This window comes from Bacillus sp. FSL K6-0972 (assembly GCF_037976035.1).
Taxonomy (GTDB): domain Bacteria; phylum Bacillota; class Bacilli; order Bacillales; family Bacillaceae; genus Bacillus; species Bacillus haynesii.
On record NZ_CP150260.1, the window covers coordinates 2,004,552 to 2,017,742 of the forward strand.

Consider the following 13,191-nt stretch of genomic DNA (forward strand, 5'->3'; position numbering starts at 1 on the left):
TGGATGGGGAATAAGGGTAGCTTGCCTATAGAGAAAAAAATCCCTAAAGCCGTTTTGGCTTTAGGGAAGATGTTTACATGCTTTTGCGGGGCGCCCGTTTACGGTAAACAACATAGCTTCTTGTCAAATATTTTAGCGGCATGCTGAATACGTGGACGAGCCGAGTGAACGGCCAGACGATGAAAATGACGTAGCCCATGATAATGTGAAGCTTAAACCAGAGGGGCACGCTCGCCATAAGCCCGGCATCCGGCTTGAATAAGAAAATGTTGCGAAACCACGGGCCGATTGTTGTCCTGTAGTCGAATCCTTTTGAATCGATGTTCAAGAAGGTTGCCGCAAGCCCCGTCGTCATGACGAATAACAAAGCGACCAGCGTGATGAAATCTCCGGCAGAGCTCGTTTTTCGAATCCGTTTGTCCGTGAATCGGCGGTAGGTCAATATGAGAAGCCCTGACAGCGCGGCGATGCCTGCGGGCAGTCCGAAGCCGATCGCGATTTTATGGTACATATGCTCTGATACGCCGAGCGCCTGATAAAGGCTTTCCGGAATTAAAATTCCCATCACATGCCCGCCGATGACAAAAAAGATTCCCCAGTGAAAAAGGCTGCTGCCAAGCGCCAATTTTTTCTTTTCGAGCATTTCGCTTGATTTGGCCGTCCAGCCAAACTGATCATGTTGATAGCGGTATATATGCCCTCCGATAAAAATGGTGATGACGATATAGGGGAGGATGACCCACAGTATTTGTTCGATCATGGCTGTACATTCCTTTCAACACCAATTTCCTCTAAAATCAACATTAATCCGTCCAATAACGGCGTATAGATGCTTTCATTTTCTGAAAGCTGCAATCTCAATTCTTCCAGGTTTGCTGCGTATTTTTGGAAGACAGCCGCAGCTTTTTCATGATCGGCGACTGCAGCAAATTCAAGCATGAGCGGCAGATAATCAGGCAGCTCTTTGTCTGTCGGCTGAAAACCGGACTGCTGATACAGATCTTTCAGCTGCAGCAATTCAATTCCGCGCTCCCTTTGTTCACCGGAGTTGAAATAGGTGACATAAAGGTTTGTTTTTTTGCCGAAATCAAACGTATATACGTAGGTTTCGATCAATTCCTCAGACGAATAGGAAGCCGCGCTTTCCAAGAAGGCAAGCAGATGCCCTCTCAGCGCTTCATGCTCGATTTCGCCGATGATCTGCTGCCATTCGGAACGTTCTTTTCTCCACTCTTCATCAGGGTAGGAGAGGAGGTAAGAAAGAGCGGCAAAAACGGTTTGTTTGTCTGTTCCATCCATGAAGCTTCCCTCCAGTGTTATATGTTTTGGCAAGAGCCGGGTCCTCCGGCAAACGATAATCCGCAGCTTCCTTGTTCCATGTACAGATCCGCGACTTCTTCACGATGGGTTTGCGGAATGACAAATCGGTCATCGTATTTGGCGATCGCAAGCAGACGGTACATATCTTCAATCTGCTCTTCAGTCAATCCGGTATCTTGAATCAGAGCTGAATCGATCTGTTTGTTCGTTTGGGTCGCTCGCATGTACATACGCATCACAGACATTTTCTTCAATGTCGTTCTAATATGGTGTGTATCACCGGCAGTCAGCAAATTGGCCAAATATTCGATCGGAATCCGCATTTCATCAATGGCCGGGAAGATATCTTCCGCTGATTGGGCTGTTCCTTTTCCTTCGAACATATTCATAATTGGACTGAGCGGAGGAATGTACCATACCATCGGCAATGTCCGGTATTCAGGATGCAGCGGCAGAGCGATTTTCCAATCGATGATCATTTTGTAGATCGGAGATTTTTGCGCTGCTTCGATCCACTCCAGCGGAATGCCTTGAGCTTTTGCTTCTTCTGCGACAGCGGGATCATTCGGGTCAAGGAAAATCTCCAGCTGTGAGTGATATAAATCTTTTTCATTTTCGGCTGAAGCCGCTTCTTCGACTTTATCTGCGTCATAAAGCATGACCCCGAGATAGCGGATTCTGCCCACGCATGTCTCAGAGCAGATTGTCGGCAGTCCTGCTTCAAGGCGAGGGAAGCACAATGTGCATTTTTCCGCCTTGTTTGTCTGCCAGTTGAAATACACTTTTTTATAAGGGCATGATGATACACAGTGTCTCCATGAGCGGCACGCATTTTGATCGACGAGAACGATCCCGTCTTCTTCGCGTTTGTACATCGCTCCTGACGGACAGGAGGAGACGCAGGAAGGATTGATGCAGTGTTCGCATATCCTTGGCAGATACATCATAAAGACGTCTTCAAATTCAGTCTTGATCGATTCTTCCATTTTTTTGACGTTTGGATCTTGAAGGCCTGTAATGTGGCCGCCGGCAAGATCGTCTTCCCAGTTCGGACCCCATTCAAGGTTCATGAAGTCTCCCGTAATGGAAGACTTCGGCCTTGCAACAGGCTGGTGTTTTTTCTCCGGACTGTTTGTCAGCGTTTCATAATCATAGTTCCAAGGTTCATAGTAGTCATCGATTGTCGGCTGATACGGGTTGTAGAATAAATTCATGAGCCGCGTAGTTTTCGCTCCTGATTTGAGCTGGAGCTTGCCTTTTTTCAGCTCCCAGCCGCCTTTGTATTTATCCTGGTCCTCCCATTGTTTAGGGTAGCCGATGCCCGGTTTTGTTTCGACGTTGTTGAAGTACATATATTCTGCACCGGAACGGTTTGTCCAAGTGTTTTTGCATGTGACGCTGCATGTATGGCAGCCGATGCATTTATCAAGGTTCATTACCATTCCGATTTGCGCTTTAATCTTCAAGCCAATCGACCTCCTTCAATTTTCTGATCACGACATTGAGGTCGCGCTGATTTCCTGTCGGCCCGTAGTAGTTGAATCCGTAGCTGAGCTGTCCGTAGCCTCCGATCATCTGCGTCGGCTTGACATGGATGCGGGTCGGGCTGTTATGGGTTCCTCCGCGGTTATTCGTCAGCTTTGTTCCCGGCACATTGATATGCCGGTCTTGGGCATGGTGCATAAACGCCATTCCTTTTGGAATCCGGTGTGATGTCACGGCCCGTGCGACGACAACTCCGTTTCGGTTGAAGCACTCGATCCAGTCGTTGTCCTGAATATCGGTTTCTTCCGCATCGTCTTTATTCATCCAGACTGTCGGCCCGCCTCTGAAAAGGGTAAGCATCGGCAGGGAATCAAAATACATGCTGTGAACTGACCATTTATTATGCGGTGTTAAGTAGTTTAAAACGATTTCTTTTCCTTCCTGATCCGGACGCTTGTTCAAGAAAGGGCGGTGGATCAGGATCGGCTTGAATGTCGCCATGTTTTCGCCGAATTCTGTCATCATTTCATGATCAAGGTAAAAAGACTGTCTGCCGGTCAGCGTTCTCCACGGAATCAGTTTTTCAACGTTCGTCGTAAACGGAGAATAGCGCCGTCCGCCTTTTTCAGAACCGCTGAAAGCAGGGGAGGTGATTACCGTTTTCGGCTGAGCCGAAATTTGCTCAAATGTGAAGCATTCCTCTTCCCGTTCTTCAGCTAAATCTTTCAACTCAAGATTCGTTATTTTTTCAAGCGATTCCCACGCTTTAACGGCTACTTTCCCGTTTGAAGTGGAAGAGAGAGTCAATACCGCTTCAGCAGCTTGTCTTGCATCACTGATGTCAGGACAGCCTTTGGCGATTGTGTCGTCTTTTACGACACCGAGCGTTTTTTTGAGAGAATCATATTCCGCTTCAACAGACCAGTTCATACCTTTCGTACCAAACGGCTGTTTGACAACATTCGGCCCGAGCGATGTCATCTTATTGAAAATCTGCTTGTAATCCCGTTCCACGACGTGAATTTGCGGCATTGTTTTACCTGGAACGGCAGGGCAGTCGCCTTTGCTCCAATCTTTGATTTTCCCGAGCGGCTGCGCCATTTCTTGTGGAGTGTCATGGAGAAGAGGAGTCGCAACAGCCTCTTTTACAGGTTCCATGTCAACTTCTTCAGCCAGATCGGAAACCGCTTTTGCCAATGCTTTAAAAATATCCCAGTCAGACTTTGATTCCCACGGCGCGCTGATTGCCGGGTTAAACGGGTGGATGAACGGATGCATATCCGTGCTGCTGAGATCGTGTTTTTCGTACCAGGTGGCCGCAGGGAGCACGATGTCTGAATAAAGGGCTGTTCCCGCCATCCGGAAATCGAGATTGACCAGTAAATCGAGTTTGCCTTCAGGCGCTTTGTCACGCCATGTGATTTCTTCAGGACGAACGCTGTCCTGATCATCGTTCATCAATCCGTTTGTCGTACCGAGCAAGTGCTTCAGAAAATATTCATGACCTTTGCCGGAGCTCGAGATTAAGTTGGCTCTCCAGACAAATAGGTTTCTTGGGAAGTTCTTTTCATTGTCAGGATCTTCAATCGAAAACTTGAGCTTTTTCTCTTCAAGCTGTCTGGCAATATAGCTTCCGACTTGCTGAGCGTTCTCAGCGCCTGCTTTTTCTGCTTCTTTATATAAGTCGATGCCGTTTTTCTCAAACGTCGGATACGATGGAAGCCATCCGAGTCTCGCTGCCAGCACATTGTAATCGGCGTGGTGCTTGTAGCGCGATGTTTTTGCGATTGGTGAAGCGAGCCCGCTGATTTCCTGATCTTCATAGCGCCACTGGTCGGTAGCGAAGTAGAAAAATGATGTGCCGTTTTGCAGTTTGGCAGGGCCTCCCCAGTCTTTGGCCATCGCGATCGTCTGCCATCCTTCGGCCGGCCGGAGTTTTTCCTGGCCGACATAGTGGGCCCAGCCGCCTCCGTTAACCCCTTGGGCTCCGACGAGAAGCACAAGATTCAGCACAGCTCTGTAAATGGTGTCTGAATTGAACCAATGGTTAATCCCGGCGCCGACAATGATCATTGAGCGGCCCTCTGTGTCAATCGCATTTTGCGCGAATTCCCTTGCGATCTTGATCACCATTTCACTTTTAATTCCAGTAATCGGCTCTTGCCAAGCCGGTGTAAACGGTTCAGGATCATCAAATGATGCCGGCGTCTGTCCGCCGATTCCGCGGTTGACGCCATAGTTGGCGAGAGTCAGGTCGAAAACGGTGGAAACAAAGACTTCCTCACCGTCCAGGATGACTTTTTTGATCGGAAGCGGTCTTTCAAGCACTTTATTGCCTTCATGTGAGAAGTAAGGAATGTTGACCGTGCCGATCATATCTTCATGTCCAAGCATGGAAAGCCGAGGTGTGATCGGATTTTCTGAATCCTCATCAACCATGCGCAAGTTCCATTTACCTTGGCCGTCCCAGCGGGAGCCCATCGTGCCCTGCGGAATTGCAAATCCATCTGTGTCTTCGTCCCAAACGGCAGGCTTCCATTCATCATGCTCTGTCGCACGCCCGATATCTTTAGCGTGGAGGAAGCGGCCTGCTGTGAACGTTCCGTTTTCCTCTTTCAAAGTCACCAAAAATGGGAAATCGGTATATTGTTTTGCATAATCAATAAAACGTTCTGTCTTCTGGTTGACATAAAAGTCTTGCAGAATGACATGGCCCATCGCCATGGCCAGTGCGCCGTCGGTGCCTTGTCTGATGCTCAGCCAATCATCGGAAAACTTTGAGGACTCGGCAAAGTCCGGGCTGATCGAAATCACTTTTGCTCCTTTATAGCGGGCTTCGGCTAAAAAGTGAGCGTCAGGCGTTCTGGTAAGCGGCACATTAGAACCCCATGTCATGATGTAGCCTGAATTGTACCAGTCGCTGCTTTCCGGAACGTCGGTTTGATCTCCCCAAATTTGCGGTGAAGCAGGGGGGAGGTCGGCATACCAGTCATAGAAGCTCAGCATCGGCCCGCCGATCAGGGACATGAAGCGTGATCCTGCTGCATGGCTGAGCATCGACATGGCCGGAATCGGCGAGAAACCGACATTGCGGTCAGGACCGTATTTGGCAATGGTGTACAGAAGGGAAGCTGAAATCAGCTTCAGCACTTCGCTCCATTCGGCGCGGACAAATCCGCCTTTTCCGCGCGCCTGTTTATAGGCTTTCGCTTTTTCAGGGTTTTCGACAATCGATTTCCATGCTTCCAGCGGATTTTTGCTGCTGTTTAGCGCCTCGCGCCACATCTGGATCAGCACACCACGGACATACGGGTATTTCACGCGGAGCGGGCTGTATATATACCAGGAAAAGCTGGCTCCCCGCGGACAGCCGCGCGGTTCAAAGTCCGGCATATCAGGGCCTGTCGAAGGGTAATCGAGTCGCTGCCCTTCCCATGTGACGATCCCGTTTTTGACGTAGATATTCCAGCTGCAGGATCCTGTACAGTTCACCCCATGGGTAGAGCGAACCACTTTATCATGCTGCCATCTATTTCTGTATACATCTTCCCAATCCCGGTCTTCATATGTGGTTTGGCTGTGTTGATTGGAATGGTGTTCAATAGGGGAGAAATAATTTAATCTCCTGGAAATGGGACTCTTTTTCTTTTTTTTCATTGCTGGTTCACTCCTTCTGAGTCATTGATGCTACCCTCACTATATATGGAGGAGGCGATGTACCTTGTTAAATTTGTCACATGGTTTCGGCTTTTCACAAATTTGTCACATTTTTAGGAGGGGGAGAGGGAGGACAAAAAAACAGCCTGCATGGAAGCGGGCTGTCGAATGGTTCAATCGCTCGTGTTCAAAATTCTCTTTTCCCCGGTAATCTCCTGAATCGGGGCGATGTTCTGGGTGAATTCCAAAGTGCCGATATAGCGGCCGTTTTCATCGCGTACGGCAAAATAGCGGATGAACACGTATTTGTCTTTAAATTTGATCCAAAAGTCTTCAACGTCTTTTTTGCCTGATTTAAAGTCGTCAAGAAGTTTATTGACGATGTGGACGCTTGCCGGCGGATGGCAGTTTTGGACGGTCCGGCCGATAACGGCTTTTGTCCGGGCGAAAATCCGTTCCTTTCCGTGTGAAAAATAGCGGACGACATCGTTTTCATCGATGAAGGTGATATCGACTGGAAGATGGTTCATCATGTGCTCGAGCTGAACCACGGACAGAATACCTGTAGGGAGCCTGACATATCCGTCAGCCGCCTCTTCGCTTGTTTTGAGCTGATGGCGTTCAGGCTGCCACACCGTTTCCGGAGCAGTCAGGCAATATCCGATCTCGTCGCTTTCTGCCGCGATTTTCAGCCATTCATCTTCTGTCAGCGTTCTGAGCGCCATCGGCAAGAGGATATTTTCTTCTTTATAAATCATTTCTGTGCCTTCTTGAATGATAAACGTTAGTTCACGGATGACCTCATCTTTTTTGTCCGGCGTATATTCCTCCAACAAACGCTTCACTTCTTTAATGCTCTTGCGAATAAAATCGTCGACAGCCCACATCACCTGGCTGGGCCCTGTAATTCCGTACTTTTCTAAATAGGGGAACAGAAGATTTTCTTTTCTGCTGTAATGTTTGTCGACGTCAGCGAGCAAGTTTAAGTCTGCGAGCAGTTTGAGAATGTTGTCGCGATGATCATCTTTTTCGAAGCGTTCCAAATGAAGCTGCATTTTAAAGTTCAAAAGGAGGTCGATTTCTTTATTTTCTTTCATAAATGTATGAACGGGATGGCCCGGCTGCTTGTCGGCGTCAGCGCGGTGAATGTCTTCAATCGATCCTTTAAACACAGCGGCGTGAACGGAACAGAGCTCTTGGATTTCTTCAGGTGTAATGCCTTCTTCCTTCATTAACGCCTGTTCCAGCTGAGCGATTTCTTCGGCATTGACTGAACTGAATGCCTTGTCAGCGAGCAAGTTTAAGTCTGCGAGCAGTTTGAGAATGTTGTCGCGATGATCATCTTTTTCGAAGCGTTCCAAATGAAGCTGCATTTTAAAGTTCAAAAGGAGGTCGATTTCTTTATTTTCTTTCATAAATGTATGAACGGGATGGCCCGGCTGCTTGTCGGCGTCAGCGCGGTGAATGTCTTCAATCGATCCTTTAAACACAGCGGCGTGAACGGAACAGAGCTCTTGGATTTCTTCAGGTGTAATGCCTTCTTCCTTCATTAACGCCTGTTCCAGCTGAGCGATTTCTTCGGCATTGACTGAACTGAATGCCTTTTCAAACCGTTTTTTGACGTCGGCAAGCGGTTTTCCTTTATGAAGGTCGATGATGATCTCTTTCAGAAGCTGCTTCTTTTCCTCTGGCAGACCTTGCTGTGTTTCCCGGTTGTTAATGATTTCACTCATTGTTTTTCTCCTTTCCAAACGGGGTCAAATCCGTGTGCTTCCAATATATCTAAGATATAGGACCATTCGATTTGCATCATTCGCGCGCCTTTTGGAATTGTCATGATGCGCCCGGCCGTTTCCAGCATGCCGGGCTTTGTAATGTTTTTAAACCCGGCTTCCTTCATCACGGCTTTTAGTTCAGGATGCAATGTGCAAAGTTCGTATACGGAATCGTTCAAATCAATTTTTTTATGCAGAGGGATCACATCCTTTGATAGTGATGATCATTCTCATCTATACCGTAATACAAGTCTGCTGAAAAAAATGTGACGTACATCACATTTTTCAGCGCAAAGCCTTCGGAATATAAATGCAGCTCGGGTCGCTTTCCAGGTAATCGCCCGTCAGAGCATAGGCACGCGAGCGCGAACCGCCGCACACATGGCGGAATTCACAGACGCCGCATTTCCCTTTAAATCCGTCCGGATTTCGCAAATCCTTAAAGATCGGTGATTCGCGATAAATCTCAGCCAGCGGCTGATCGCGGATGTTTCCGACTTTAACCGGCAGAAGTCCGCTTGGATATACATCACCGATATGGGAGATAAACATGAACCCGTTGCCATCATTCACACCTTTCGGGGCCCGCCCCAATCCGCCGATCACATCCATTTTCCCTTTCTGCAATGCGTGTTCATAGCGGATTTTCATGTTGGGGTCTTTCGCTTCCCGCATTTTTTGCTGAATGACGACCCGCCGGTAGTGCTGGGCTGCTGTCGTTTTGATGTCAAAAGGCGCTTCTTTTGCCAAACGGCTGAGCCAGAGGAAGACTTTTTCATGGTCCACAGGAGAAATCATATCTTCCCGCTTCGCACGGCCTGTCGGGACGAGAAAAAACACACTCCATAATACGCAGTTCAATTCTTCGATCAGCTTTGCCATTTCATCCAGGTAATCGATGTTATAAGCGGATATGACGGTATTAATCTGCAGAGGCAGATGACATTCATGGATGTAGCGAATCGCTTTCATGGTCAGATCAAAGGAACCGTCCGTTCCCCGAAAATGATCATGAATCTCCCGGGTCGGGCCGTCCAAGCTGAATGCCCATCGGGATAAGCCGATTTCTTTTGCTGATTGAATCGCTTCTCTTGTAACATTCGGTGTAGCACTCGGGGTCATGGAGACGCGAACCCCTTTTTCGACGGCATACTCAATAATGGCGAATACGTCGTCTCTCATTAAGGGATCACCACCTGTAAGCACGAGGAGCGGATTGTCCATCGCATGAATTTGATCGATTAAATCTTTTCCCTCTTTCAGGGAAAGCTCCCGCGGATCGCGTTTATTTTGAGCAGATGCCCGGCAATGAAGGCACTTGAGCTCGCAAGCCCTTGTCAGCTCCCAAATGACGATAAACGGAGACTTGTCGAAATCGCAATGTATCATCTTTCATCTGTCCTTTCGTTTGCATTCATGTGTATCGTAGCGGATATGTAAGAGAAAAAAAGTTAAGTAGATCACATTTGGAGAAAAGAAGAGAAAGAAGGGGAGAGGCCCTTCTCACACGTCGTCTTCTGCGGAGGAGTTGAGGTAACGCAAAAAAAGCTGGTAGGAAAAAAATAAATTCTGCTGGAGCAGCATGAGAAAGTTCGTCTGTAATTGGCGGTTATAAGTCATCATTTTTTTGAAATTATGAAATGGTATTTCAAGCACGGCGGTTTCAGAGGCAGTGTTGACTGAAATAAACGGAGATAAGAAAGGTTCGCCTTTTTGATCGATAGGAAAAACATCGCCTTTTTCCCACTCGGCGATCGTCCGAGATTCTTCCGGAAGCCTTCTGTCAGAAAAATGCACTTCTCCTTTTAAAACAAAATAGACGGATTGCGAATGAAGGAACGATCGCGAATGCTGAGATGGTTGGATATCGATCACCTTACCGTTCTTCAGCAGCTTTTTGATGATCGGAAGGGGCACCCCGAAAAACATAGGAAGATTTTTCAGAAACAATAAGTAGTCAAACCGGTCCATGGTATATCCTCCTTCTCTATATTAGCTTTTAGTATAAAGCGCCGGGCTGCAGGGCGCAGTGATTTAGTTCACACGACTGTATGCAAAATGTCACTGTGTAAGAAAGACGAAACTTTTATAATGTAATAGAAAAGAAGGGAGGATGTGTGATGAAAGTGTTCATACCGAAGCAGCACGGCGCCTGGGCGATGCTTGTGATCCCGTTTATTCTCGGCATGTTCGCCGGGGGCGCGGATGTAAAGCATATTCCGCTGTTCTGCGGATGGCTGTTTCTATATCTTGCGGCATTTCCGGCTACGATGATGGTGAAGAAGAAAAATATCGTTTACTATCAAAAATGGGTTCTTGTCTACGGCATTCCGGCCGTCGTTTTCCTGCTCATTTCGGTCTGGCTGGAGCCGCGGCTCGTTTTTCTCGGTCTGCCGCTGTTTCCGCTCTTTCTCATCAATCTTTATTATGCGAAAAGAAACAACGACAGGGCGCTTTTAAATGATATTGCGGCAATCCTTGTTTTCAGCGCGGGCGGGCTGGCGAGCTTCTGGATGGGAGCGGGGAAACTGGATGGTGAGGCATTGTTTGTTTTTATCCAGTCCGCTTTGTTTTTCACAGGGAGCGCCTTTTATGTCAAGTCAATGATCCGCGAAAAGAAAAACAATCGGTTTAAACTTTATTCATGGGGCTACCACGTTTTCCTGCCGTTCGTCTCGCTGGCCGCAGGGGCAGAATGGGCGGTGCTTGGCGTAGTGCCGAGCAGTCTCAGAGCGTGGTTTTTCCACGGGAGGAAATTGTCGATTAAGACAATCGGAATCTCTGAGCTGGTGAATGCCTGTTTCTTTATGGCCGTGTTGATCGTTTTTCTGCTGCAAACGTAAAAAACAAGGACACTGTGCTTCATGTCCTTGTTTGTTTTCGCTTTTTCAGTCGATATTGCAGATTTCGAGCGGGCAGTTTTCACAGTCGATTTCGCGTTTTAAATAGTTGAGCTGGTGGATGACGATTTTTCCCGAGTCCTCAATTGAAATGACACCGTTCTTCCGGAGGTCGCTCAGCATGCGGTTGATGCTCTCTCTTGCAGCGGCACAAAATTTCGCCAGATCCTGGTTCGTCAGCACAATATTGATGAGAATCCCGTCGCTTCTTGTGATGCCGTAGCTGTTTGCGAGACGGATCAAGGTGGAGTAGAGCGCGCCTTTTTTACCATTCAGCAAAAGGTCGCGGATTTTCGATTGAATCTTTCGCAAATGCGTGCTCATCCATTTCATAAACTCAAACGTCAGCGCACCGTTTTGAATGAGTTCTTTTTCAAGCTTATCTTTATTGATGACCAACACTTCGCCATCAGAGAGGATCTTTGCGCTCAGCATATATTTCGCATCTTCTGTAAAAAGCGTAAGCTCCCCGACAATATCATTTCTTTTGCACATTCTAAGTGTCAGTTCTTTGCCATCGGACGTCAATTTGCCGATCTGGACAAGTCCTGACTGAATAAGATACAGTTCCTCCGCATCCATCCCTTCTTGAAAAAGGAATGTGTCCTGCCTGATTTTTCGTCGCGTACTGATCGATTCCAGCAAGTGATGCAGATCGTCTGAGAGCAAATCTGTGTCTGATTTTCTAACAGAAATGTTCATTGAGCGTCACCCCTTTTGCAGTTCTTATTTTAACGTTAAATAAGGCTGAGTGACCTTTTAAATATAAACAATATTGTGAACATATGAATATAGTCCCAAAAAAGAGCCTGAGCACATCGACTCAAGCTCTTTTTGCAGGATGGATTTATAAATGGTTCGCCTTCGTTTTGGATGATGTTTTGGACGATGTTTTGTTCACTTCCTGAAAATACATCCAGACCACGATCACAAAGCTTGCAAGGGCAGCTTCTGACAGCGCCATGAATCCGATCGCGTAATGGCCGGTAACCTGAAAAACGCTTGACAGGATGAGAGGCGGGAAGAATCCTCCCAAGCCGCCCATCGCTGATACGATCCCATTGACGATGCCGGCCTGATTTGAAAAATAAAGCGGCACGAGCTTAAAGATGATCCCGTTTCCGAGGCCGGCGCAAACGGCAACAGTCAATACCCCAAACCCGTAAAGTCCGAGGCTGGGCGAAAAGGCCAATAAAATCCCTGACAAGGTACAGCCGGCAAATACATACATCAACAGCTTCAGCGGGTTGAATTTGTCTGCCAGCCAGCCGCCGACAGGCCTCAGAAAAGTGGCGACAGCGATAAATCCGGCGGTTCTAAGCCCTGAATCGACGGGATCAAGCCCGAAGTGATTAACAAGAAAGTTCGGAAGATAAATCGTAAACGCGACGAAAGATCCGAATGTAATGAAGTAAAACAAGCTTAAAAACCATAATGTCTGATTTCGGTAGACTGCCTTCATTTGCTCTTTTACAGATACCGTAACTTTTCTTTCTTTTCGATCTCCAAGGATAAAGTTCAATAAAGCGAATACGGCGACTAACACGATGTACATCCGCACCGTATTTTCCCACCCGGCGGTCTTTGCCACAACAGGAGCGGCAAAAGTGGTAATCGCTGTACCGACGTTCCCAGCGCCGTAGATCCCATTGACAAACCCGTGCTTTTCTTTAGGGTAGTATTTCGGCAGTGATGTGACCCCGATGGAAAAGACCGCTCCGCCGATGCCGAGGAAGAATCCGCCAAGGATCAAGTCGAACAGCGAATCGGCTGTGCTAATCCAAAAAACCGGAAACAGAAGCAGCAAAAAGCTGATCATGAATGTAATTCTTGCTCCGAATCTGTTCGTGTAGTAGCCCAGCGGAATCCTGAGAAGCGACCCGAGTATGACCGGAATGGCCGTGACAAGGGATATCTCGCTATCTGTCAGAGCGATGTCCTGCTTAATGTGGGGCATTAATGAGGAAATCAATACCCAAACCATAAATCCTGCGACTAAACTAAATGACTGCAGCGGTAATTGTATTTTTTGACGATTTACCATTGCGGTTTTG

11 protein-coding genes are annotated in these 13,191 nt (G+C 47.5%); 1 reads left to right on the top strand and 10 read right to left on the bottom strand.

Translation table 11 applies throughout. The annotated features are described in order from the left end of the window. Nucleotides 1–73: 73 nt before the first annotated feature. From narI to MKX80_RS10285, 8 genes are all read right to left on the bottom strand, one after another. Nucleotides 74–760 carry a respiratory nitrate reductase subunit gamma gene (gene narI / locus MKX80_RS10250; RefSeq protein WP_182070608.1) on the bottom strand — a complete coding sequence of 229 codons (687 nt, stop codon included), beginning with the start codon at nt 758–760 and terminating at the stop codon, nt 74–76. Next, entirely contained in the window at nt 757–1,299 is a 543-nt protein-coding gene (gene narJ / locus MKX80_RS10255) for a nitrate reductase molybdenum cofactor assembly chaperone (RefSeq protein WP_154995097.1), read from the bottom strand. The genes narI and narJ overlap by 4 nt, the downstream gene beginning before the upstream one ends. 17 nt (nt 1,300–1,316) lie before the next feature. After that, nucleotides 1,317–2,786 (bottom strand): nitrate reductase subunit beta, encoded by a 1,470-nt coding sequence (gene narH, locus MKX80_RS10260; RefSeq protein WP_182070607.1) that lies wholly within the window; start codon nt 2,784–2,786, stop codon nt 1,317–1,319. Continuing rightward, nucleotides 2,776–6,462, bottom strand: coding sequence for a nitrate reductase subunit alpha (locus MKX80_RS10265; RefSeq protein WP_268342647.1), 3,687 nt, complete (start codon nt 6,460–6,462; stop codon nt 2,776–2,778). Before MKX80_RS10265 ends, narH begins: the two co-directional genes overlap by 11 nt. 173 nt (nt 6,463–6,635) lie before the next feature. Beyond that, nucleotides 6,636–8,195, bottom strand: coding sequence for a DUF438 domain-containing protein (locus MKX80_RS10270; RefSeq protein ID WP_339228460.1), 1,560 nt, complete (start codon nt 8,193–8,195; stop codon nt 6,636–6,638). Continuing rightward, on the bottom strand, nt 8,192–8,434 hold the full coding sequence (locus MKX80_RS10275; protein WP_154995185.1) for a DUF1858 domain-containing protein: 243 nt from the start codon (nt 8,432–8,434) through the stop codon (nt 8,192–8,194). The genes MKX80_RS10270 and MKX80_RS10275 overlap by 4 nt, the downstream gene beginning before the upstream one ends. A gap of 88 nt (nt 8,435–8,522) precedes the next feature. Then, complete coding sequence (locus tag MKX80_RS10280; protein WP_268344171.1) at nt 8,523–9,626, bottom strand: TIGR04053 family radical SAM/SPASM domain-containing protein; 1,104 nt, start codon at nt 9,624–9,626, stop codon at nt 8,523–8,525. Between the two features lie 114 nt (nt 9,627–9,740). Continuing rightward, nucleotides 9,741–10,208: a hypothetical protein gene (locus tag MKX80_RS10285; protein ID WP_003182320.1), complete on the bottom strand. Its 468-nt coding sequence runs from the start codon at nt 10,206–10,208 to the stop codon at nt 9,741–9,743. A 149-nt stretch (nt 10,209–10,357) separates the two neighbouring features. On the opposite strand from MKX80_RS10285, the gene MKX80_RS10290 reads away from it, so the two are divergent. Then, on the top strand, nt 10,358–11,080 hold the full coding sequence (locus MKX80_RS10290; RefSeq protein WP_154995086.1) for a YwiC-like family protein: 723 nt from the start codon (nt 10,358–10,360) through the stop codon (nt 11,078–11,080). Nucleotides 11,081–11,125: 45 nt separating this feature from the next. On the opposite strand, the gene MKX80_RS10295 is transcribed toward MKX80_RS10290, so the two are convergent. Further along, nucleotides 11,126–11,839, bottom strand: a complete 714-nt coding sequence (locus MKX80_RS10295; protein ID WP_154995084.1) for a Crp/Fnr family transcriptional regulator — start codon at nt 11,837–11,839, stop codon at nt 11,126–11,128. Nucleotides 11,840–11,984: 145 nt separating this feature from the next. After that, nucleotides 11,985–13,181, bottom strand: coding sequence for a nitrate/nitrite transporter (locus MKX80_RS10300; RefSeq protein WP_182070605.1), 1,197 nt, complete (start codon nt 13,179–13,181; stop codon nt 11,985–11,987). Nucleotides 13,182–13,191: the final 10 nt, after the last annotated feature.